Here is a 21026-nt window from a genome sequence, read left to right on the forward strand (position 1 = left end):
AGAAAATACCCGATGTTTCGTTCACTCCAGTTCTAGAGGTAATGCCATGCCCAAAGATCGAAACCCCGCTGAGTTACAAAGAGAGTTAGCCAAAACCAGACTTGAGTTAATGTCCGCCCATAACAAACGCGTCCATGGTGTCGAGCAGGAAATGCAGACGGCGGCGGCACTTGCCGCCGCCAAGGCGGAATGGGCGGACGAAATCGCGGCCGAGAATAAAGAACTGCGCTACACGGATCGCATGGACGCCATTTATGGCGTCATCCACTTTCTCAAGAACCGTTCAGCCTCAACCGGCCAGAGCTATCAGTCGTTTAAAACCCAAGCCACGCAGTTGAAGCGGCAGAACGCGGGAAACACCTTCGACTATATCGACAAGCATGGCAGACCCGCGTTGCCGCTTAGAGCACTGGGCACCGTAGCCAAGGGGCTGCCCATCGTCGCCAACCCGGCGGGTGCGGCGCTGGAATACATCGCCGGTAAAGTGAAGTCCCTGGCCAAGATCGCCAATGTTGCCAGCACAGGGGTCAACACCCTCGGCGCGGGCATCACAGTGGCCTCCCCGGTTTTGGGCATCGCCGGCATCGCCCCGCCCTCGGTAACGGGGGCGATCGATGGGATTCCCTTGGGCCCTATCGATCTCGCCGACAATATCTTCGACGGCTCCGGTGCGCATCAAGAGCCGTCGATCATCGCCGGCACATTGCTCGCCCATCTGGTTTTGACCGCAGATTACGAGGTGCCGCGCCTGGACAGCAAGCTGCACGGTATCTATGAGATGCTATGCAACTGGTATGGCGTGCCACACGCCGATCCTTATGCCGCCGATAGCATAAAAAACGCGGTGTGCCCCTGCGTATCGCAGGCGCTGCCTTGGCTGATCGATCGGCAAAAAGAACGCGCATTTGGCGCGGGCTCCAGCCTCAATGGGCATTATGCTTCGACCACGACCCTGATCGGCGCGGGCAGTATGGCCGTGGAGGGCGTGCGGGGCATCGCGCACAAGGCCGCCCATCGGCTGGGACTTAGCGCGCCGCGTTCAACCGGACAACGGGCGTTGGCCCCCAATGAACAAGCTGCGCAAATTCTCTGGGAGGGGGCCAACGGCATTGCTCAGCACCGCCCGCCCATGCGCCTGTCCTTCCTCGCCCAGGTGCAGGAAAAAGAGACGATTCAAACGCAGTGGCGTAACCACTGCCCCAGTGCGTTGATGATTTTGTCGGTATTGGCCAACAGCGACGGCCGCAACGGTCTGGGCAACGCCTGCATGACTGCGTCGCTCTTGGCGCTGTGCGACCGCGATAGTGCGATGGAAAAGATCGTCAAAATGATCAAATAAGCTCGGCGCGGGGCCGGCCCTACCGTCGCTGGCCCGCCAGAGCTAATATGGCGGTTCCGATCCGCCATGGAGAAGCTTAGATGTCCGATACCGCATTGCTTGTCATTGATATGCAGGTTGGGGTTGTCGAGGGCGAGTTGCGCGCAGCCAGACTCGACGCTGTGCTCGACAACCTGAATGCCGCCATCGCCAAGGCCCGTCAGCGCGGCTACCCCGTTATCTTTATCCAGCACGAGGATGAAGAGCTCGAACGTGGCTCAGCCAGTTGGCAGCTTCACGCCAAGCTCGCCGACCAAGAGGGCGATGCCCGCATTGGCAAACGTTACGGCGACAGCTTCTGCGAAACCGAGCTTGCCGGGCTTCTGGCAGACAAGGGGATCGATAAGCTCTGGATAGGCGGCTGCGCAACCGATTTTTGTGTCGACAGCACCTTGCGTAACGCCGTGTCGCGCGGCTATCAGGTCACCGTCGTCAGCGATGCGCACACGACGCTCAGTGCGTTCGAGCTTAGCGGCGAACAAGTGATCGATCACTTCAATGCGGCATGGCACGCCACAGGGGCCACGCCGAAACCGCTACGCGTCATTCCCGCAGCGGAACTCTGATTGATTGGTCGAAAGCGGTGCCGCTGCGGGGCATCGACCTGGGTCACAGCCGGAATCGCGCAGTGATGTCCTGCAGGTTGTTGGACAGCGCACTGAGCTGGCTTGAGGTGGTGGCCAGTTCCTCGACCGTGGCGCTGTTGCTTTCGGCCATTTGCGAAACTTTCTCCATGTTCTGCGCCAGGCTTTGGCTGGCGATGCGCTGTTCGCCGAGTGCCGCCGTGATGTTGCCGATGGATTGCTCGATGGCAAGGGTGCTACGACCAATGCGTTCGATGGTTTGCGAGGCCTGCTCGGTGCTGCCGGAGACAGCCTCGACACTCTCCAAACTGGCCCCCATGCTATCCACGACCCGTTCAACGCCTTGCTGGATCGAGTGGATCATCTGGGTAATTTCCAGTGCCGAGGCAGTGGTACGCTCCGCCAATTTACGCACCTCGTCGGCAACCACGGCAAAGCCGCGTCCGGTCTCGCCGGCGCGCGCCGCTTCTATCGCAGCGTTGAGCGCCAGCAGATTGGTCTGATCCGCCACCTCGCGGATCACGGTGACGATACTGCCAATCTGCCGAATTTCATCGGTCAGCATATTCATCTGCGTCGAGGTACCGCTAACGGAATGGCTGACGTCCTGAATCCGGGCGACGGAATCGATCACTTCCTTGCCGCCATGACGCGCCAGACTGCCGGTGTCCTGCGCCTGCCGGGAGGCTTCGCCCGAATTGTCCGCGACGTGATTGATGCTGACAGTCAGTTGTTCGATCGTCGCAGCCGCTTCCGAGGTGGCTTCCGCTTGCTGTTGCGCACTGCCGGCGACGCCTTCGGCCATACCGGACAGCTCGTGCGCAGAGTCCGAGACATTGTGCGCATTCAACTGGATCGCTTGCACGATGCTACGTAGGCCGCTGCGCATCTCCTGGATGCCGCGGGTAATTTCCAGGGCTTCGTCGCGCGCGGGCGGAATGACCTCATCGGCACCGGACAGATCGCCATTCTGGATATTCCGCACTAACATGGCCGACTTCTGCAGCGGCACGGAAATCAGGCGGGCAATCCACAACGCACTGCCCGCAGCCAGAACAATGGCAATGCCCGACACCAGCATCATATTGATAATGGCCTGGTGGGAGGAGTCTTCCGCATCGGCGATCCCCTTGTGCATCTGCTCTTCCTGATAGTCGGTGAACGCCTGCAGGCTAGCCATGTAGCGATTGTTGGCCGGGGCGATCTTCTGCTTGACCACTTGGGCCGCCTCAGCCATTTTATGGCTCCGGATCAGCGGGTAGGATTCCGCCAGTGCCGCACGCAATACACCGCTCTTTTCTCGTACGTCGGCAAACAGTTCCTTACCCCTGGGCGCGAACAGCAGCGTTTCCATCCTATCCATATCGGTGGTTTGAGCGGCCAGCAGGTTATCCACTTTAGTCAGGTACTCCTCGGTGTCGCCGGCACTAAAAATCACCGCGCTACGTATCTGTCGGCCGATATCCATCGACTTGACGGTAATGCTGCTCGCGAGAGCGATTTTGGGGTAGCGCCCCTGCGTCATATCGTGGATCTTGCCATTGACGTTCTGCATATTGTTAATGGCGGCCAACAACAGAAGCAGCAACAGCAGAATGACGAATGAAAAGCTGGCCAACAGCTTCTGTCTAATCGTGAATCTATGGAGCATCGTCGTTCCTAGGCGCTAAGTTCCGAGGGAAGGCCATGACCGCGGGCGGAGAAACACTCGATCATGTGCTAGCGCATCGGTCGTCGCATTCAAACCGGGCTGGTTTTCTTTAGATAGAAGACAAACGACAGGAGTGCAAGCGAGCTGTCGGACAACCCGGCCGCCGCCGGGAAAGACCTGACGCGATCTCCCGATCCCAGCCACAAGGCGATGGGCGCTGTGCCATGGCCCAGCGCGAAATACGCGCCCTATACTGCGAAGCCACGGTCGATTCGGCAGTGCGGAATATCGCGCAAGCCATCCGATGCCATCGCCACCCGTCGTTGGTCAACCTCTGGAATTGAACATGGCAGAACCCATCACAACCATGGTCGTCTCGGCAGGAGCCGGCGCGAGCCTTTTGACGCTGATCCCCGGCACGGATGCCAGCACCGTATTGGGCGCCTTCGCCGGAGCATCGATATTCGTCATGTCGAGCCGCGAATTAGGCCCATTCAAGAAATTGGTCTTTCTGATCTTGGCCTTCGTCGCCGGCCTGATCGCGGCACCGATGTCGGCCGAATTATTGTCGGCTCTGCTACCTCAGCATGTGCAGGTCTCGCTTGCGGTCGGCGCGCTGCTCGCCTCTGCGCTGGTGATCAGGGTGCTGACCCGGTTGATCGCCCGGGCGGAGAACCCGTCTACGCTGCTGTCCGGCCTCAAGGATGACAAAGAATGAACCTCCTCGATCTGATCAACGACCTGCTGTGCGGCGCCTGCTGCCTGCGGCTGATCCTTTTCACCCGCAGCGAGCCCTCCCGCCATCGGCCTTGGGCCAGCGCACTGGCCTACCTGCTGATTGTCGCCTTCTGCGCCATCGTCATCCTGCCCTGGCTGGATCGATCCATCGGCATCGGCGTGGCCCAGCTACTGCTCAACGGCGTACTGGTCGCGGCGCTTTTCTCCAGCGGCGGCAATGTGACGAGGTTGTTCCAACCGCGCATCGGCGACAGGCCATCGATCTTTTCACGCGTACTGGAGCGCAAAACCTGGCTTTGATCCCGGGCGCGCCCAAGGCTCGCATGTCATTTCGTTCGGCGCCGACTCATGGCTTACACTGAAGCCATGAAGACGCCTCCTGCCCAAGACCGCTCCGATTTCTTCCGCGCCGACGACATCGGCCGACTCGAATGCCTCGATGCCAGCTATCGTGCGCGGATTTTCCCGCCGCACTTTCACGAGGAGTACGTGGTCAATGCGTTGACGCAGGGCGCCCAATCGTATCGTTATCGCGGCGGCACGCATCTGGCGGGGGTGGGGGCGCTGGTGCTGATCAACCCAGGAGAAGTGCATACCGGCGAAACGGCACACGAGCAGGGTTGGGCCTACCGCGGTTATTACCCCGAGGCGGCGCTGCTGCGGCAATTGACGCAAGATATCTGCGGCCAGACTGGCGCCACGCCCTATTTCCGCCAGACCGTGGTCGAGGATCTGCCACTGGCCCGACGGCTTAACCAGCTCCATCTATTGTTACGCAGCAGCCAGGATCGACTGCTGCGGGAAGCGGCACTGCAAGCGGTTTTCGCCCAGGTGCTGCAACGACACATGGCGGTACGTCCGCGCGATGAAGCCTCCGCCGCCAATGCGGTCGCGCGGGTACAGCAAATGCTCGCGGACTGTTTGAGCGACAATTTGTCGCTACAGACACTAGCGAGTGCGGTGGGGCTGTCGCCTTGGCAGTTGTGCCGCCAATTCAAACGGCAAGTCGGACTCTCGCCGGTCGCCTGGCGCAACCAACTGCGCGTCAGCCGCGCACGCGGCCTGCTCGCATCGGGCATGCCGCCCGGAGAGGTCGCGCTGGCCCTGGGCTTTGCCGACCAACCCCATCTGACTCGAGCCTTTCGGCTGATCGTCGGCGCACCGCCCGCCAGCTATCAACGCGCCATGCGGCCACGCGCGGCATAACGCGCAAAATCGTTCAAGACATCTCCCGACTCGGCCGTCAGACTGGTCAAGCATGTGTCGCAACCCCACACATGGGCAAGCAAGGAGATCTCCCCATGAATTCGCTTTCTGCTCGTAGCGCGCTAATGCAAGGTGCGCGGGACACGCTGCCGATGATGATCGGCGCGGCGCCGTTCGGTACCATTTTCGGCACCTTTGCCATCGCGATGGGGTTATCGCCCACGGTGACGCTGGCCATGTCCGCGCTGGTCTTCGCCGGCTCGTCGCAATTCATCGCCATCAGCCTGCTCGGCACGGGCGCCGCGCTGCCGGTGATCTGGTTCACCACCTTGGTGGTGAATCTGCGGCATATGCTCTACAGCGCCACCCTGCTGCCTTATGCCCGCCACTGGTCGTTAGCCTGGCGCGGGTCGCTGGCCTTTTGGCTGACCGACGAAACGTTCGCGGTGGTGGAGCACCGCTTACGCACCCATGGTGCGCAAGCCGGCCAGTGGTATTGGCTCGGCTCGTCGCTCGCCATGTACTTCAACTGGCTGATCTGGACACTGGCCGGCGTACTGCTAGGCCGCGCGGTGCCGAACTTGGCGCACTGGGGGCTGGATTTCGCCATGGTCGGCACCTTCTCAGCCATCGTCGCCCCGCAGTTGAAGCGGTTCCCCTATTTGATGGCCGCCATAGCGGCCGGTAGCGTCGCACTGCTGGCCCGCGGTCTGCCTTATAAACTCGACCTGATGCTGGCGGCGGCAGCGGGCATTGCCGCCGGCATGCTAAGCCAAGCCAAGGAGATGCCGCGATGACGAACTGGTGGATGATTTTGGGTATGCTGCTGGTCACCCAGGCGGCACGGACCAGCTTTTTGGTTTTCGGCGGCAAAGTGACCTTCCCCGACTGGCTAAACCGCGGGCTGCATTTCGTACCAGTGGCCGTCCTCACCGCGCTGATCGTCCCCATGGCGCTGGCACCGCAAGGCCGCATCGATGTTTCGCCGCACAATGCCTATCTGCTGGGCACACTGGTCTCGATCGCGATCGCACTGCCGCGCGGCAAGATTTTGCCTGCCATCATGCTGAGTTTCTGTGTCTACGGGCTTGTGCGCTGGCTGATCTAGTCAAGTTGCTAGAACGCCAGCAAACACATGCCCTTGCCCAGCGCCCAGTTTATTGGCGCATGCCCACGCCCAGCCGGTTGAAGGCATTCATCAACGAGATGGCGAAGGTCAGGTCGGAGATCTCCTGATCGGAGAAATGCGCCAACAGCGGCGTATAATCGGCGTCCGCCGCGTGGGAGGTCGGCAGCGCGGTCAGCGACTCGGCCCACTGCAGCGCAGCGCGTTCCTTTTCACTGAATAGTCCGTTGCTATGCCAACCGGCCAACACGTCCAACTTGGCCTGCGGCACATCGCGCTGTCGTAGTGCCTTGCTGTGCATATCCAGACAATAGCTACAGCCGTTGATCTGTGAGACGCGCAGATAAACCAGCTCGATCAGTTCCAAACCCAACGGGCTTTGCTCCAGCGCTTGCTTGGCCTGGCGAAAACCGGCCAAGACTTGCGGCGACAGGGTGAAATAGCTTTGGCGAAGTGTTGTCATGATGATTTCCTTGTTGAAGCGAGATTGATACGCAGCAGATGCTGCGTGGCTTGCTGCACCCAGGGTGCCAGCAGAACCACCGCGACGAAGGCCGCCGGCCACGCTCGGAGAAAAGCATGCAGCCAACGCGCCAGGAAGTCCGGGCGCAGACCGAGATTGAGCCAGGTGATCCAACCGCACATCAGCACGGACATGATCGCGGACATCAAAAAGCCGAAGGTCAGTCGGTATCGCAGGGATGGAGACATGCCGTTTTCTCGCTAGTGGTTCTGGACGACAAGATAACTTGCTGCATATTTCAAAAAAAGCGCTAAAATTTCAGAATTAAATTGCAAAAATGGAATCATGCTCGACGATTTGGCTTTATTTGTTTGCATTGTGGAGAACGGCAGCCTGAACGCGGCCGCCGCCAAGCTCGACATGCCGGCGGCGACCCTGACGCGGCGTCTACAGAAGTTGGAACAGGCGCTGGGTTGTCGCCTGCTGCATCGGAGCGCACGCCGCCTGATCCCTACCGGCGAAGGTTGGCAGTACTTCGAGCGCTGCCGCCCGCTCTTGGCCTCGCTACAGCAGGCCACCGCCTCGCTCGACGCCGAACTGAACCGACCGGCCGGCACAGTGCGCGTACTGGCGCCGATCACCCTGGCCGGCATCATGTATCGCGATGCCTGGGCGAGTTTCCTGGCGCGCTATCCGGAAATCCAGCTGGAATTGCGGCTCGCCAACGAGCGGGAGGATTTGCTGACGCAGGGGGCGGATCTGGCGCTACGTGTCGGAGAGCTGGACGACCCGCTGTTCGGGCAACGCCTCTTGGGCTGGGGTCATACCACGCTGGTTGCATCGCCAGACTACCTGGCTCGCCACCCGGTTTTGCGCGCACCCAACGACCTGAGCGGCCATACCCTACTCATGGCCGAGCCGCTTACCTCGTGGCGCTTGCAGCATGAAAGTAGCGGCGAGCGGATGACGATCCAGCCGGATGGGCCGGTTCGCTTGCGCGTCAACGATATGCAGTTGGCCATCGAAATGGCGGTCGCCGGGCAGGGAATTCTTTACTGTCCCTTGCGCGCCGCCGAAGCGGCGCTCGCCGACGACCGGCTACGCAACCCGCTACCGGGCTGGCGCGGCATCTCGCTACCGGTCTATGCCCTGTGGCCGCCGCAGCGCACCCTGCCCGCCCGGGTTCGGGTACTGCTCGATCACCTGCTGGCCTACTCGGCCGGCAGCGAACGCCTGATCTAACCGTAAAACGGCGCAGCCCGGAACGCCGGCAATGCTTCCGCCGTCTCGCTCCATTGCGACAGCGCCGGGAAGCGCTGCCATTCGAAACATTGCGGCAGCCGCTCTCGCGCGAAACGCCAGGCCACCGCCGCGGTAATGCCGGCCTGATCGAGCGCGCCGGCATCCAGGGGCTGTGCCGCCAGTTCGATTTCCAACAGCGCAAAGGCAGCCGCCGCTTGCTCGACGATACGCTCGAGCCAAGGTTCGTGCTGTTTATCGCTCGGACGCAGGTTCTGCTCGTAGTAGATTTGCACGCTCTTCTCCGCTGCGATCAGGGCCAGGCCGATAACGCGCAGGGCATGCCGCCGCGCCGACAACTCGTGCGGCATTAGGCTCTTGCCGGTCTGCGCCTCGACAGCATCCAGAATCAGCGTCGAGTCCATCAGCACCGTACCGTCGTCGCAGACCCATGTCGGCACTTTGATCACCGGGTTGATCTGGCGAAACAGATCCATGTCGCGAAAGACAGAAATGGCACGGTGTTCGAACGTGCACTGCAGTTGATGCAGTGAAATGGCCACACGGCGGACGAATGGCGAATCGAGCATACCGATCAATTGCATTGAAAACCCTCCTTGGCGATTAGGCCCCACCGGGCCGAGCACGGATCATGTCGCGCACAATGACATATACATACACCATTCACACTTTTGCTGCTATCACGATTCCAACCAAGCCGACTTGAAATCGAACCAACCCAAACTGTTCAGACGCACCCCCTGCATCCGCTGACTCCCCTGCAAGCGGAACCAATGGTGAAACAACGGCAGCAGCCAGCCTTGGCGCACCACTTCGGCAGCCAGTTGCTGCGCCGTCATTTCGCCGCTACGCCAGGCCGCGTGCCATTGTGTCACCGGCAAGGCCGAGGACGAGTCCAGGCAATGCCGCACCAGCGGCGTGCCCAACAGCCAGGCCGATACCGCGTAGTCGGGGTTGCCGGAAAAATTGATCGAGCCTTGCCACAAGTCGAAATCGCCGAGGCCCTGATCCCAATCGGCGTAGGAAATGCAATGACACTCCAGCAGAACACCGCGCTCGGCCAGACGCCGGGCCATCGCGTCGACAACCAGCGGATAGTCGGGCTGATCGGCATGGTAGGCCAAGCGTAGCGTCAGTCCATGCTCCTGCGTACCGACGGCCGCGGGTGGCGGCGTATGGAACCATTGCGGCAGCAGACTGGTCGCCGGGGTCCAATAACGCCGTACCGCCGGCGACAAATCGGCGATCAAGTTCTGCGGCGCCAATTCGCGGCTCAGCCACTGACGTAGCGCCGGCGAGCGCATCCGCGAGGAACGGGCATCGAACAACAGGAAGTGGCAGCCCTGCTCGCTGACCATTTCGTCAGGCGCCAGATTGTCCGTACCGGATTGAACCAGTACTTGCAGTTCGCAAGAGGAGCGCCGCTCGTGCAGCGCATCGCCAGCCAGGTCCGGCACGATCAGGATGTCCACTTCATCCAGTTGCGCGCGATAACCGAAATAATCGTCGAAAGCCTGCAGCCGCAGTTGGTAACGGTCGTTGGCCAGCACCCGATAGGGGCCTGTGCCGATCGGCAGGCTGGACAGCGACTCGCGTACGATCATGGCGTTGGCATCGGCCACCAGCCAGGGCAGCCAAGCGTCGGGCTCGGCCAAATCGATGGCTAGACTACGCGGCGAGAGCGCACGCACCCCGCGCCAGTGCCGATATAGCGGCCAACGCCGCAACCGTTGCAACGAAGCCACCACCTGCTCGACCGTCAGCAAGGTGCCGTCATGCCATCGCACGGCGGGACGTAGATGGAAATGCCATTCAGTCGGAGAAACCTGGCGCCAATGATGCGCCAGGTCAGCCTCTATTTCCCCTTTTTCCTCGTTATGCCGCAGCAGTCCGTTGAAGATCTGGCTGGCCAGATGGCGCTCGGTACGGCGTAGCGGCTGGCCGGGCTGTAGATCCGGCAGTTGCCGGTAATAGGGCACGGTCAAGACCTGCCGCCCCTGCTCCCAGCGTTGACCGAGGCGCGACAACAGCAAGGCGGACAAGGCGTCGCGATCGTCGATCAGGTCGACCGCCTGGTCGATGCGCCCCTGTGTCAGCAAGTGCTCGGCCCGCTCGCGCTGCAGGCTGTCGACCGAACGCAGGAACGTCAACCGCGAACGCCCGCCGCGCCCAGGCGTCGCCTGCCAGTCGATCCAGCCGTGCGTCTGCATTTGCTGCAGCAGATTGCGCATATGGCGCCGGGTACAGTGCAAGGTGTCGGCCAAGGTCTGCAAAGACGTCTGCACCGATGGCTCGGGCATGGCCTGGCGCAAGCGGGTGTACTGTTGAGTCAATCGTGGCTGGGGCATAAAGGGGAAATTCCTTGCAAGTAAGTCAGCAATTTTTCTTGCCTCTTTTATCGGCAAAAATAGCGCATCATCACTGCAGGCGTCCACCATGCAAATACAAACGCAAACGCTACTCGGCGATTACGCCGACACTCTGAGCCGGCACTTGCCGCGCTTCGGCATCCGTGCCGATGACGTTCAAGCACTGTTGCGCGACCTGATCGCCGGCCAGGCCAAGGAACCCTCGGCCACAGTCTCTCCCCTTCAACCCGCTTCCCGCAGGAAATAATCAGATGCAATGGCCAATCGAGATGTCCCTGAATGCCCGTGCCCTACTGTTCGATATGGACGGCACCTTGGTCGATTCGACCGCCGTGGTGGAGAAAATTTGGCGTCGCTTCGCGCAGCGCCACGGCATCGATGTCGACCAACTACTGGCCAATATCCATGGTCGCAAGACCGAGGACAGCGTTGCGGCCTTCGCGCCCCCGGGGTTGGACGTCGCCGCCGAAGCCGCGCGCCTGACGGCAGAGGAAGTCGCCGATACCGAGGGCGTGGTTGAAATTGCCGGCGCATCGGCGCTGCTATCGTCACTGCCGCCAGAACGTTGGGCGCTGGTCACCTCGGCACCGCGCGCGCTGGCCGAGGCTCGGCTTGCGGCAGCCGGCCTGCCGCTGCCTGCGGTGTTGATTTCCGGCGAGGACGTGACGCGCGGCAAGCCCGATCCGCAAGGTTATCTGGCGGCGGCACGTCGGCTTGGCGTCGATCCGGCCGATTGCGTGGTGTTCGAAGATGCGCCGGTCGGCTTGCAGGCCGGCCACGCCGCGGGCATGCAGGTGGTGGCATTGGCCACCACCTTACCGACCGAAGCGCTCGGACAGGAGTATTGGCTGTACGACTACCGCTCGCTGCGCATAGACGCCGAGCACAGCCGGCTGAGGCTAGACGTCGGGCTCGACCAGGCGCGCAGTCCGGCTAGCGCGACACATCCTGGCCAAAGTATTTGAGCGAGATGCGCCGATAGGTGCCGTCTGCGCGAATTTGCGCCAGTGCCCGGTTGACGGCATCGAGTAGCCCCGGGTTGCCCTTGCGCAGCACGATGCCGGCCGATTCGGCATGTTGCTCGTAGGCGACCGCCTTCAACGGCGCTGTCGGTTGATGGCGCTTGAAATCGAGGAAAGACAGGCTGTCGTTGATGGTGGCGTCGGCACGGCCGGACACCAAGAACTCGACGCTTTCGTTGAATCCCTGCACCGGGATCACCTCGGCGCCGTTATCCTTAGCTAGCTTGGCGAAATTACTGGTCAGCGAGTTGGGCGACTTCTTGCCCTTCAAATCGGCGAACGACTTGATACTGGTGTTATCGTTGCGCACGATCAGCGCGGCGCGCGAGACGATGTACGGTTGGGAAAAATCGTACTTTGCCTGGCGCGCCGCGCTGATCGACACCTCATTGACCACCACATCGTAGCGCGCCACATCCAGTCCGGCGATCAATCCATCCCACCGGCCTTCGACGAATTGCGCCTTGACGCCCAACTGCTGCGCCACGGCCTGCGCCAATTCGACATCGAAGCCGACCAGTTGGCCCGCCGCGTCGTGATAGGTGAACGGCGGGTAGTCGCCTTCGGTGCCGATTTTCAGCACGCCGGCCGTCCGGATCTGTGCCAGTGCCTCCTGGGCCGAAACCGGCAGAGCGAGAGCCAGCAGCAAGAAGGCGAGTAGACGTGTCATATGCAACTCCTATGCAATAGTGGTCAACAGTAATGACATCAATCTACCAGCCGATTTATATTATGATAAATAATCAAAATATCCTCTGTTATACCATCAGAGAATATGACAACAGCCGGCGCCAGCGGATGAATTACGCTAAGATAACCGTCCAACCGTTTTCGCGGATCGCCGCACCATGCGCTTTCCTGCCTACCGTCCCGCCAAGCTCGCTTACCTACTGAGCTTCCTTGGGCTCGTGATCGCCTGCGCCGCCATCACCGACAAGCTAGTACTCAAGCGCGAAGTCGAGACTCTGCGCAATGACGGCGATCAGCGCCTGGCGCAATACAGCAGCACCCTGGCTCGCGATATCGGGCAGTACGCGGTGCTGCCCAAAACGGTCAGCCTCGATCCGCGCATCGCCGCCTTGCTGACCGATCCGAACAACCGCGCACGTTTGCGGCAAGTCGACGACTATCTACAAACCTTGAACGACCAGGTCGGCACGCTCGACATTTACCTGATCGCCCATGACGGCCACGTGCTGGCCAGCAGCAACTGGAACCAGCCCGACAGTTTTATCGGCCGCGATCTATCCTACCGGCTCTATTTCCGCGAGGCCCAGCCAGGCAAAGTGGCCGAGTTTTACGGCATCGGAACCACACACAATACCCCCGGCTATTACCTGTCGAGCGCAGTCAGCGTCGCCGGCCAACCGCTGGGCGTGGTCGCGGTCAAGGTCAGCTTGGATCAGTTGGAGAAATCCTGGCTGCAGGCCGAATCGCCGGCGCTGTTGTCGGACGAGAACGGGGTGATCGTGCTGTCCTCGGTGACGGGTTGGAAATACAGCACGCTGCGGCCGCTGAGCCCGACTTTGCAACGTCAGCTGGACGACACGCAGCAATACAACCGCCGCCGGCTGCAGCCTCTGGGCCTGATCACCCGGCAGACGCTGGACGACAACACGCATATCGTCGAACTGCGCAACATTCAGACTCAGCCCCCCGCCTTCGCCACCACCGGCCTGTTCCTGACCAAAACGCACGCCATCAAAGGGACCCCCTGGCAGCTGACCGTGTTCTACGACCTGGCTATCAGTCGCAATCTGGCGCATACCAGCGCCGCCTTGGCCGCGGCCGGTGTGGCACTGCTATTGGCCGGCTCGCTGTTGATCGCCGCGCGTCGGCGCGCGCGGCGCACGGCTTTACGTAACGTCGAATTGAGTGCCAGCAATACCCGTCTACAGCAGGAAATCCGCGAACGGCGCGAGGCGGAGCGCCATCTTAAAGCCGCACAGGATGAGCTGATCCAGGCCAGCAAGCTGGCGGTGATCGGTCAAATGGCCGCCGGTGTCGCTCACGAAATCAATCAGCCGCTGGCGGCGCTTGGCACGCTGTCCGACAACGCGCGCGAATTTCTGCAACGCGGAGACAGCCAGACGGCACAGTTCAACCTGGAACGCATTTCACAGTTGGTGCTACGCCTGGGTAACATCACGGGCCAATTGCGCAGCTTCGCCAAACGCGCCGGCACGGAGCTCGGCGCCGTGGATCTGGCCGTAGCGGTCGAGCACGCGCTCTCCCTCCTGGATAGCCGACTGCGTAAAACATCGGTGGTGCTGCGCCGCACGGCGCCGGACGAAACGCTCTATGTGCACGGCAATGCCCTGCGGCTGGAACAAGTGCTGATCAATCTGCTGGGCAATGCCCTCGATGCTTGCCAGGATCATCCATCCGGCAGCATCGACATTGGCTGGCAATGTACGGGCGCGCGGGTACGCCTGTGGGTCGCCGACAATGGCCCGGGACTCAGCGATGAGGCGTTGTCGCACCTGTTTGAACCGTTTTTCACCAGCAAGCCGCAAGGACTGGGACTGGGGCTGGCCATCTCGGCCAGTATCGTGCGGGATTTCGGCGGCAGCCTGACAGCCGGCAACCGGCCGCAAGGCGGCGCCGAATTTGAATTGGATCTGCCTGTGGGGAATCAGCATGAAGCCCATTGACGTACTGGTCATCGAAGACGACCCCGATGTGATGTTGGGCTGTTTGCAAGCCTTGGCGCTGGCAGGTATCGGCGCGCATGGCGTTGACTCGGTGGAAGCGGCGCGCCAATGGCTGACCGATGACTTCGACGGCGTACTGGTCAGCGACATCCGCCTGCCGGGCATGGACGGCCTGACCTTCCTGCGCGAACAAACGGCCGTGGCGCCGCAACGCGCGGTGATTCTGATCACCGGCCACGGCGACATCGCCATGGCCGTGCAGGCGATGCGCGACGGTGCCTGGGATTTCATCGAGAAACCCTTTCTATCGCCGCACTTGGTCGAAGTGGTCAAGCGCGCACTGGAGAAATGCCAGCTGAGCCGGGAAGTGCGTAATCTGCGCCGCCAAGTCGCGGCACAGGGCGGCTTGGCGGCGCGGTTGATCGGCAACACCGAACCGATGACCCGGCTACGCAAACAGATCGAACACATCAGCAAAACCTCGGCTGACGTGCTGATCCAGGGAGAAACCGGCACCGGCAAGGAATTGGTCGCGCGCTGCCTGCACGACCTGAGCGGTCGCAGCGGGCCGTTCGTGGCCCTCAATTGCGCCGGCCTGCCGGAAACGCTGTTCGACAGCGAAATGTTCGGCCACGAGGCCGGGGCCTTCTCCGGCGCCAGCAAACGGCGCATCGGCAAAATCGAGTTCGCCGACCACGGCACCCTGTTTCTGGACGAAATCGAAAGCATGCCGCTGAGCTTTCAGGTCAAGCTGCTGCGGGTATTGCAAGAACGAACGCTGGAAAGGCTGGGCGGCAACCAGAGCATCGCCGTCGATTTCCGCGTCATCGCCGCCAGCAAGGAAGATCTGCTGGCCGCCAGCGATGCCGGCCGGTTCCGGCGCGACCTCTATTACCGGCTCAACGTCGTCACCTTGCGGCTGCCGACCCTGCGCAGCCGGCGCGAGGACATTGCGCTACTGTTCGACCATTTCACGCGGCAGTTCGCACTACGTCATGACTGCCCGCCGCCTACGCCGAACGCGACGGTCATCGCCGACCTGATGCTGCACGACTGGCCGGGCAATGTGCGCGAGCTGCGCAACATGGCCGAACGCTACTTGCTGGGGCTGGACTTGCAACTAGACGACGAGACGCCCGTCAAGCGGGCGCCGCTGGCCGAAGCCGTCGATGCCTTCGAGCGTATGCTGATCGAGCAGGCGCTGCGGCAGCACAACGGCAACTTGTCGCGTGCCGCCGAAGCGCTGGCCGTGGCGCGCACCACGCTGCACGACAAGATCCGTAAGCACGGGTTGGATGGCAAGGACGGCTGACGCCGTCCATTTCACAAAACGTGCAATTGCGTCAAGCAGGCTGGAGGAGCCCTCTAGTGGACTCACATTGGTCTCGGAGGAGCAAAAGAGGAAAGTTACCCACAACATCAACAGTATGCCAACTAAAAAAATACCGGTCAGTGTTGGTAAGGCCGTTGCGCGAGAAACATAAACTGCTAGAATCGAACCACAGCGTATCTGGTATCAAGACCTGCAATGATCTTTTGAAACCTGAGACGCATATGCATGTCACAGTGGTCGTAGCTAGGGCATGTACACATGCTACTTGGGTTTTTGCGTTACTGGAGCTAATCCATGGTGTTCACTCGTAGACCAAATGAAGAAACGCAAAAACTTGTCGCAATGCTCGACAAAAGCACTGGCGTGCATATCAATAAATCCAATGGCAAAATGAGTCTCAACCTTTCCGATCCAGAAGCCCGCCAGAAAATTCTCAACTCTGCCCACGCATTTTACAAAACAGTACAGAAGACAGCTTAATGGCCGCAATAGCATTATTGATTGTCGTCATTTGTGGCCATCTGTTTGTTGGAAGGCGGCCACTTTCACGTTTTAAGCAAGCCAAATCATCTGGGTGGGATGCATATTTCCACGTCGGTGCCTGGGGAATCCTTTTCTCGATGCTGGCTGGCCTTCTTGTGTTGGCAGGGGCATGGATTATCGATGCGCTGGGCTACGGCCCAATGAAAACGGCCAAAGGGTTTAGTCCAATCGTTGCCGAGGCAATAAAACCTGAATGGTTGGCACTTTTCTACTGGGCCATTCTCTCATGCATCCTTGGCTGGATTTGTGGATTGGCAGCCAATACGCAAAGACAAATCAAACTTGCCATTGTCAATGTCACCCTGGAAGACGAGCTTGAGACAATTTTATATATCTCTATAACTAGTACTATTCCTATTCAAATAACAACGAAATCACGGAAAATATACATTGGCTTTGCCATGACTCAAATCACGAGGGATGATTTCTCCAGGCGAGAATATACATCAATCCTCCCTCTTCTGAGCGGCTATCGAGATAAAGACACAATGAAAATCATGCTCACAAACGATTATCAGGAATTCTATAAAAATACTGATAATGTTGACTTGGGCCAATTCAGAGTTGTGATTCCGGTATCAGAAATAACCAATGTTGCATTCTTTGACCATGCGGCCCATTCTTACATTTCGCGAGCGGATCAACCAATTTTCACAGAGCTCTCGGAAGAAATTCTTGAAACGCCATAGCAACCCACGTTGAAATACATGGCCAGCTTTTAAGGAATAGGGCTAACACCGTTCTTGATCGGGGGATGGCTACGCCATCCCCTTTGCATATCTACTAATATTCAAGCCAGCGCGTAAGGTTGATATACCGGCTGCCATTGGGTGGCGTCGATGGCTTCGGCGATCTGCCGATCGGTCATCGTCGGCATCGCCCCTTCCGCCCGGGCTTGGTGCGCCACCGCCAGCGCCACGTGGCGCGACACTTGGCGCATATCGGCCAGATCCGGCAGCAGCTTACCGCCCGGTTCATGCATGGCCGGCGACAATTCGGCCACCGCGCGCGAGGCGGCGATGAACATCTCGTCGCTGATGCGGCACGCACCGACGGCGATCACGCCCAGCCCGACCCCGGGGAAGATATACGAGTTATTGCACTGGGCGAAATAGTGGCGCGTGCCCCGATAATCGAACGGCTCGAATGGACTGCCGGTTGCGACGATGGCGCGCCCCTCGGTCCACTCGACGATATCCGACGGCAACGCCTCGACGCAGGAAGTCGGGTTCGACAGCGGGAACACGATCGGCCGCTCGCAATGGCGCGCCATTTCGCGGATGACCGCTTCCGGGAAGGCGCCCGACTGGCCCGACACCCCCACCAACACCGTCGGCCGGACATTGCGCACCACATCGAGCAACATCGCTGGTCCCGGCCGATCCAGCGTCCAGGCACCGAGCTGTGCGCTATCTTGCGCCCAGGCTTGCTGGAACGGCTCGAGGCCGGTGGTCTGCTCGGTCACCAGACCGCGGCTGCCCACCACATAGAATCGGCGACGCGCCTCGGCTTCCGTCAGCCCTTCCTGCATCATGGTGCGCTTGATCAGCTCGGCGATGCCGATACCGGCCGAACCGCCGCCGAGAATCGCAATGCGTTGCTCGGTCAGCGACGCGCCGATCTGGCGCACCGCGGCGAGCAAGGCACCGGCGGCGATCGAGGCCGTTCCCTGCACGTCGTCGTTGAAGGTACATAAGCGATCGCGGTACTTCTCCAATAGGCGGGTGGCATTGTTTTTGTGGAAATCCTCCCACTGCAGCAACACGTTCGGCCAGCGCTTGTTCACCGCGCGCACGAAGGCCTCGATGAAATCGTCGTAGGCCGCCCCGCGCGCCCGTTCGTGGCGCTCGCCCAGATAAAGCGGATCGGCCAGCCGTTCCGGATTGTTGGTGCCGGTATCGAGCATGATCGGCAAGGTGGTGGCGGGGTCGATGCCGCCGCAGGCGGTGTAGATCGCCAGTTTACCGATGGGGATACCCATGCCGCCGGTCCCCTGATCGCCTAGGCCGAGAATGCGTTCGCCATCGGTCACCACGATGCAACGCACGGCATCCAACCTGGGGCTGGCGAAGATCTCGTCCAGCCGGTCCTGATCGGCCATGCTCAAGAACAAGCCGCGCGGCCGGCGGAACAGATGGCTGAACTGCTGGCAGCCGGCGCCGACGGTCGGGGTATAGATCAGCGGTAATATGCCGTACAGGTCGCGCGACACCACGGCGTAGTACAGCGTTTCGTTGATGTCCATCAGACTGCGCAGATAAACGTAGCCCGCCAGCGGGTCGGGCTGGGCGCGCAAAGTCTGCAGCGCCCGCTCGACCTGTTCTTGCAGCGTTTCCACCCGCGCAGGCAGCATGCCGTTGAGCCCCAGCATGTCGCGCTCTTCCTGGGTGAAGGCGGTGCCTTTGTTCAGTAACGGGTGTTCCAGCAGTTCATGCCCGGTGATCCGAACCTGCTTCACTTTCACGGTAGTGTTCATTTTTCAAACCTCGTTCTAAAACTTGCAGACACGCCCTCAGACACCGACCAGCATCATGCACACGGTCAGGGTCAGGAAGGACAGGATGGTGCCGAGAATCGCGGTGCTGGTGCTTTCCATCTGCAGCGTGTCGTACTTCAACGCGAACATGGTGGTCATGGTGGCCGTCGGCATGGCGGTCAGCAGGAAGGCTTGCTTGGCGAAGGTGCCGCTCAGGCCGAACAACAGGATCAAACCCATCATCAGCGCCGGATGGACGATGTTCTTCAGCAGGATGTTGATGCCGACCAGCCGGGTGAACTTGATGGTGAAGCTCGACATGATCAGGCCCAAGGCGAACAGCGAGACACCGGAAGTCGCACTGCTGATCAGGGTCAGCGAACGCTTGAGCATTTCCGGCAGCGGGAAGCCTGCCAGCGAGAACAGAATGCCGAGCACCGGCGCGAACACCAGCGGCTTACTGACCACCTTCCACAGCAACTTGCCCAGGCTCTCCTGTTCGGCGCCGCGCGCATTCATGAACCAAGTCACCACCGGGATCATGATCAGACTAGTGCAGATATTGCCGATGGCCACCGAGAGCACGGCCTCCTTGCCCAAAAGCGCGGTGAAGATCGGAATGCCCATGAACGCCATATCAGGGAAAGAACAAACGAAGGCACCCTGCGCGCTTTCGTGGCTCTGGCGGCCCAGCAGGAACTTGTAGATCAGGAAACTGATGGCGTACATCCCCATCAGGCCGAGCCAGAACGCCAGCACGAAGCTACCGTTGAACAACTGTGCCGGCTTGCTGCCGGCGGTCAGCAGAAACAACCCGCACGGGAAACTGAAATTCATCACATAGGTCGCCAGGCTGCTACTGTGTTTGTTGTCGATAATTTTCTTGTAGCCGGCGAGCCAGCCGAGCACGATGACGAAAGTCACCGGAATCAGCGATAGAAAGATCTGGTTAAGAGAGGCAAACATGGGTCACGCTCCTGTTTTGTGCTGTGTGTTGTGGCGAACAAGTACAACTTGCCCACTTGCATACAGCACGGCGCATGCCAGCTGACACACACCAAACAGAAACAATGCAACCCATTGATACCAATGCGTTTTATATAAAAACGAATTGTATACCTGGCTACCCGATGACGGATTCCCGACAATACGCACTTGCGGGTGTCGGATTCCCGATAATCGGGGCGACACTACCCCGGCAGCGACAATGCAAATATCATAGAGCTTTGACCGTTCGCTAAAGACCGCACAGAAACATGCCAACGCCCGTAATCGTCCGCCCAGCCAGCGAGCATGACTGGCCGGTGCTCGAGCTCATTTTTCAACTGTCGCGCCAGGCGGCTTTCCACTGGCAATCGTCTGCCGACTTCATCCAGGGACAACTACGCGCGCAAAGCGAGGGAGAGTGTATCTGGGTGGCAGAGGAGAACGATGGCAGGATTGTCGGGTTCGTCAGCGTCTGGCCCGCCAACGACTTCATCCACCACCTATACACCGCGCCCGACCGCCAGGGTCTCGGCATCGGCCCCGCGTTATTGCGGGCGCTACCGGATTGGGGACAGCGCCGCTATACGCTCAAATGCCTAGCGCTAAATCTGCCGGCACGGCGCTTCTACGATCGACAAGGCTTTCAAGCCCTGGAACTCGGAGATGGCGAGGATGGGCCGTACTGGCTGTTGGCCCATCCCGCGTAGGGAGGGTTCGCCGGAGGCAACCCGCCATCGACGGTGGTGGGTTGGTGCGTTGCTTCGCGAACGCACCCTACGACCGTTTTAGCTCGCGCACCGCCTCCGGCGCGAGCTGCAGCCGTAGCCAGGAAACACGGCCGTCCGCCTCTTCGGCGCGCCCCACGCTCAAGACACCCGTCAACTGGATTGGGCCCGACGTGTACGGCACCAGATGGTGCGCCTGCGACGGGTCGAGATGCACCATGACCCAAGTCGGCGGGAGGTCGTCGGCAGCGCCGTCCGAGTCTTCGCTCATCTGCACCGGACGCGGGGTCAACATAAAGCCGCCGGCCGGCGGCGACTCCTGTTTGACCATATAGCCGACCAGTTGCACGGAGCGACCGTCGGCCGCCAAGAGCGCCGGACTCCAGCGGATTCCCTCGCGCCCCATGGGCGCGGCGAGGAAGTCGCGGAAATCCAGCCGGATCGCAGGGTCGTCGCCAGCCTGCGCCGCCCCTAGCCACAGCCCTGCCGACAAGAGCAACCACGCACGCCT

Annotated in this window: 24 protein-coding genes; 15 read left to right on the forward strand and 9 right to left on the reverse strand. The window is 60.6% G+C overall.

Annotation, left to right across the window (positions count from 1 at the left end):
- The first annotated feature begins 46 nt into the window (after positions 1-46).
- Entirely contained in the window at positions 47-1339 is a 1293-nt protein-coding gene (locus tag DFP86_RS07080; protein WP_133679598.1) for a hypothetical protein, read from the forward strand.
- 80 nt (positions 1340-1419) lie between these two features.
- The gene (locus DFP86_RS07085) at positions 1420-1944 is read left to right on the forward strand and encodes a cysteine hydrolase family protein (RefSeq protein WP_133679600.1); all 525 of its coding nucleotides are present in this window, start codon (positions 1420-1422) and stop codon (positions 1942-1944) included.
- A gap of 43 nt (positions 1945-1987) precedes the next feature.
- On the opposite strand, the gene DFP86_RS07090 is transcribed toward DFP86_RS07085, so the two are convergent.
- Positions 1988-3613, reverse strand: a complete 1626-nt coding sequence (locus tag DFP86_RS07090; RefSeq protein WP_133679602.1) for a methyl-accepting chemotaxis protein — start codon at positions 3611-3613, stop codon at positions 1988-1990.
- Between the two features lie 346 nt (positions 3614-3959).
- On the opposite strand from DFP86_RS07090, the gene DFP86_RS07095 reads away from it, so the two are divergent.
- The 5 genes from DFP86_RS07095 (at position 3960) to DFP86_RS07115 (ending at position 6665) form a co-directional block, all read left to right on the forward strand.
- Positions 3960-4331, forward strand: coding sequence for a putative holin (locus DFP86_RS07095; RefSeq protein WP_133679605.1), 372 nt, complete (start codon positions 3960-3962; stop codon positions 4329-4331).
- Positions 4328-4651 carry a phage holin family protein gene (locus tag DFP86_RS07100; protein WP_133679607.1) on the forward strand — a complete coding sequence of 108 codons (324 nt, stop codon included), beginning with the start codon at positions 4328-4330 and terminating at the stop codon, positions 4649-4651. Before DFP86_RS07095 ends, DFP86_RS07100 begins: the two co-directional genes overlap by 4 nt.
- A 48-nt stretch (positions 4652-4699) precedes the next feature.
- A complete protein-coding gene (locus DFP86_RS07105) occupies positions 4700-5557 on the forward strand; it encodes an AraC family transcriptional regulator (protein ID WP_243729332.1) in 858 nt (285 codons plus the stop codon).
- Positions 5558-5652: 95 nt separating this feature from the next.
- Positions 5653-6354 carry an AzlC family ABC transporter permease gene (locus tag DFP86_RS07110; RefSeq protein WP_133679608.1) on the forward strand — a complete coding sequence of 234 codons (702 nt, stop codon included), beginning with the start codon at positions 5653-5655 and terminating at the stop codon, positions 6352-6354.
- Complete coding sequence (locus DFP86_RS07115; RefSeq protein WP_133679610.1) at positions 6351-6665, forward strand: AzlD domain-containing protein; 315 nt, start codon at positions 6351-6353, stop codon at positions 6663-6665. The genes DFP86_RS07110 and DFP86_RS07115 overlap by 4 nt, the downstream gene beginning before the upstream one ends.
- A gap of 49 nt (positions 6666-6714) precedes the next feature.
- Here DFP86_RS07115 and DFP86_RS07120 read toward each other — a convergent pair whose 3' ends face one another.
- Positions 6715-7146, reverse strand: a complete 432-nt coding sequence (locus DFP86_RS07120; protein ID WP_133679612.1) for a carboxymuconolactone decarboxylase family protein — start codon at positions 7144-7146, stop codon at positions 6715-6717.
- Entirely contained in the window at positions 7143-7394 is a 252-nt protein-coding gene (locus DFP86_RS07125; protein WP_133679614.1) for a DUF2798 domain-containing protein, read from the reverse strand. Before DFP86_RS07125 ends, DFP86_RS07120 begins: the two co-directional genes overlap by 4 nt.
- Positions 7395-7491: 97 nt before the next feature.
- On the opposite strand from DFP86_RS07125, the gene DFP86_RS07130 reads away from it, so the two are divergent.
- Entirely contained in the window at positions 7492-8388 is an 897-nt protein-coding gene (locus DFP86_RS07130; protein WP_133679616.1) for a LysR family transcriptional regulator, read from the forward strand.
- Here DFP86_RS07130 and DFP86_RS07135 read toward each other — a convergent pair.
- A complete protein-coding gene (locus DFP86_RS07135; protein WP_133679618.1) occupies positions 8385-8990 on the reverse strand; it encodes a glutathione S-transferase in 606 nt (201 codons plus the stop codon). The two genes, DFP86_RS07130 and DFP86_RS07135, sit on opposite strands and share 4 nt — an antisense overlap.
- Before the next feature lie 96 nt (positions 8991-9086).
- Positions 9087-10754: an HTH-type transcriptional regulator SgrR gene (sgrR, locus tag DFP86_RS07140; RefSeq protein WP_166642183.1), complete on the reverse strand. Its 1668-nt coding sequence runs from the start codon at positions 10752-10754 to the stop codon at positions 9087-9089.
- A gap of 88 nt (positions 10755-10842) precedes the next feature.
- Between sgrR and DFP86_RS07145 the strand changes: the two genes are divergently transcribed.
- Positions 10843-11022 carry a hypothetical protein gene (locus DFP86_RS07145; protein ID WP_133679622.1) on the forward strand — a complete coding sequence of 60 codons (180 nt, stop codon included), beginning with the start codon at positions 10843-10845 and terminating at the stop codon, positions 11020-11022.
- Positions 11023-11026: 4 nt separating this feature from the next.
- Entirely contained in the window at positions 11027-11740 is a 714-nt protein-coding gene (locus DFP86_RS07150) for an HAD family hydrolase (protein ID WP_243729333.1), read from the forward strand.
- On the opposite strand, the gene DFP86_RS07155 is transcribed toward DFP86_RS07150, so the two are convergent.
- A complete protein-coding gene (locus DFP86_RS07155) occupies positions 11709-12467 on the reverse strand; it encodes an amino acid ABC transporter substrate-binding protein (protein WP_133679624.1) in 759 nt (252 codons plus the stop codon). The two genes, DFP86_RS07150 and DFP86_RS07155, sit on opposite strands and share 32 nt — an antisense overlap.
- Before the next feature lie 178 nt (positions 12468-12645).
- Here DFP86_RS07155 and DFP86_RS07160 point away from each other — a divergent pair, with 178 nt between their 5' ends.
- The 4 genes from DFP86_RS07160 to DFP86_RS07175 all read left to right on the forward strand — a co-directional run bounded on the left by DFP86_RS07160 (position 12646) and on the right by DFP86_RS07175 (position 17016).
- Complete coding sequence (locus DFP86_RS07160) at positions 12646-14451, forward strand: sensor histidine kinase (RefSeq protein WP_133679626.1); 1806 nt, start codon at positions 12646-12648, stop codon at positions 14449-14451.
- Positions 14438-15763, forward strand: a complete 1326-nt coding sequence (locus DFP86_RS07165; RefSeq protein WP_133679628.1) for a sigma-54-dependent transcriptional regulator — start codon at positions 14438-14440, stop codon at positions 15761-15763. Before DFP86_RS07160 ends, DFP86_RS07165 begins: the two co-directional genes overlap by 14 nt.
- Positions 15764-16078: 315 nt before the next feature.
- Positions 16079-16264 (forward strand): hypothetical protein, encoded by a 186-nt coding sequence (locus DFP86_RS07170; RefSeq protein ID WP_133679630.1) that lies wholly within the window; start codon positions 16079-16081, stop codon positions 16262-16264.
- Positions 16264-17016 (forward strand): hypothetical protein, encoded by a 753-nt coding sequence (locus DFP86_RS07175; RefSeq protein ID WP_133679632.1) that lies wholly within the window; start codon positions 16264-16266, stop codon positions 17014-17016. Before DFP86_RS07170 ends, DFP86_RS07175 begins: the two co-directional genes overlap by 1 nt.
- A gap of 101 nt (positions 17017-17117) precedes the next feature.
- Here DFP86_RS07175 and DFP86_RS07180 read toward each other — a convergent pair whose 3' ends face one another.
- Both DFP86_RS07180 and DFP86_RS07185 read right to left on the reverse strand, forming a co-directional pair.
- Positions 17118-18803, reverse strand: a complete 1686-nt coding sequence (locus DFP86_RS07180) for an NAD-dependent malic enzyme (RefSeq protein WP_133679634.1) — start codon at positions 18801-18803, stop codon at positions 17118-17120.
- A 36-nt stretch (positions 18804-18839) separates the two neighbouring features.
- Complete coding sequence (locus DFP86_RS07185) at positions 18840-19769, reverse strand: AEC family transporter (RefSeq protein ID WP_133679636.1); 930 nt, start codon at positions 19767-19769, stop codon at positions 18840-18842.
- Positions 19770-20059: 290 nt separating this feature from the next.
- On the opposite strand from DFP86_RS07185, the gene DFP86_RS07190 reads away from it, so the two are divergent.
- Complete coding sequence (locus tag DFP86_RS07190; protein WP_133679637.1) at positions 20060-20497, forward strand: GNAT family N-acetyltransferase; 438 nt, start codon at positions 20060-20062, stop codon at positions 20495-20497.
- A gap of 67 nt (positions 20498-20564) precedes the next feature.
- Here the strand turns inward: DFP86_RS07190 and DFP86_RS07195 are convergent, their stop codons facing one another.
- A complete protein-coding gene (locus DFP86_RS07195; protein ID WP_133679640.1) occupies positions 20565-21014 on the reverse strand; it encodes a hypothetical protein in 450 nt (149 codons plus the stop codon).
- Between the last annotated feature and the right edge of the window lie 12 nt (positions 21015-21026).

It is taken from the genome of Paludibacterium purpuratum, from assembly GCF_004363805.1.
Taxonomy (GTDB): Bacteria; Pseudomonadota; Gammaproteobacteria; order Burkholderiales; family Chromobacteriaceae; genus Paludibacterium; species Paludibacterium purpuratum.

Coding starts and splice junctions, on each gene's coding strand:
- DFP86_RS07080 (WP_133679598.1), top strand. CDS start 47: ATGCCCAAAGATCGAAACCCCGCTGAGTTACAAAGAGAGTTAGCCAAA.
- DFP86_RS07085 (WP_133679600.1), top strand. CDS start 1,420: ATGTCCGATACCGCATTGCTTGTCATTGATATGCAGGTTGGGGTTGTC.
- DFP86_RS07090 (WP_133679602.1), bottom strand. CDS start 3,613: ATGCTCCATAGATTCACGATTAGACAGAAGCTGTTGGCCAGCTTTTCA.
- DFP86_RS07095 (WP_133679605.1), top strand. CDS start 3,960: ATGGCAGAACCCATCACAACCATGGTCGTCTCGGCAGGAGCCGGCGCG.
- DFP86_RS07100 (WP_133679607.1), top strand. CDS start 4,328: ATGAACCTCCTCGATCTGATCAACGACCTGCTGTGCGGCGCCTGCTGC.
- DFP86_RS07105 (WP_243729332.1), top strand. CDS start 4,700: ATGGCTTACACTGAAGCCATGAAGACGCCTCCTGCCCAAGACCGCTCC.
- DFP86_RS07110 (WP_133679608.1), top strand. CDS start 5,653: ATGAATTCGCTTTCTGCTCGTAGCGCGCTAATGCAAGGTGCGCGGGAC.
- DFP86_RS07115 (WP_133679610.1), top strand. CDS start 6,351: ATGACGAACTGGTGGATGATTTTGGGTATGCTGCTGGTCACCCAGGCG.
- DFP86_RS07120 (WP_133679612.1), bottom strand. CDS start 7,146: ATGACAACACTTCGCCAAAGCTATTTCACCCTGTCGCCGCAAGTCTTG.
- DFP86_RS07125 (WP_133679614.1), bottom strand. CDS start 7,394: ATGTCTCCATCCCTGCGATACCGACTGACCTTCGGCTTTTTGATGTCC.
- DFP86_RS07130 (WP_133679616.1), top strand. CDS start 7,492: ATGCTCGACGATTTGGCTTTATTTGTTTGCATTGTGGAGAACGGCAGC.
- DFP86_RS07135 (WP_133679618.1), bottom strand. CDS start 8,990: ATGCAATTGATCGGTATGCTCGATTCGCCATTCGTCCGCCGTGTGGCC.
- sgrR (WP_166642183.1), bottom strand. CDS start 10,754: ATGCCCCAGCCACGATTGACTCAACAGTACACCCGCTTGCGCCAGGCC.
- DFP86_RS07145 (WP_133679622.1), top strand. CDS start 10,843: ATGCAAATACAAACGCAAACGCTACTCGGCGATTACGCCGACACTCTG.
- DFP86_RS07150 (WP_243729333.1), top strand. CDS start 11,027: ATGCAATGGCCAATCGAGATGTCCCTGAATGCCCGTGCCCTACTGTTC.
- DFP86_RS07155 (WP_133679624.1), bottom strand. CDS start 12,467: ATGACACGTCTACTCGCCTTCTTGCTGCTGGCTCTCGCTCTGCCGGTT.
- DFP86_RS07160 (WP_133679626.1), top strand. CDS start 12,646: ATGCGCTTTCCTGCCTACCGTCCCGCCAAGCTCGCTTACCTACTGAGC.
- DFP86_RS07165 (WP_133679628.1), top strand. CDS start 14,438: ATGAAGCCCATTGACGTACTGGTCATCGAAGACGACCCCGATGTGATG.
- DFP86_RS07170 (WP_133679630.1), top strand. CDS start 16,079: ATGGTGTTCACTCGTAGACCAAATGAAGAAACGCAAAAACTTGTCGCA.
- DFP86_RS07175 (WP_133679632.1), top strand. CDS start 16,264: ATGGCCGCAATAGCATTATTGATTGTCGTCATTTGTGGCCATCTGTTT.
- DFP86_RS07180 (WP_133679634.1), bottom strand. CDS start 18,803: ATGAACACTACCGTGAAAGTGAAGCAGGTTCGGATCACCGGGCATGAA.
- DFP86_RS07185 (WP_133679636.1), bottom strand. CDS start 19,769: ATGTTTGCCTCTCTTAACCAGATCTTTCTATCGCTGATTCCGGTGACT.
- DFP86_RS07190 (WP_133679637.1), top strand. CDS start 20,060: ATGCCAACGCCCGTAATCGTCCGCCCAGCCAGCGAGCATGACTGGCCG.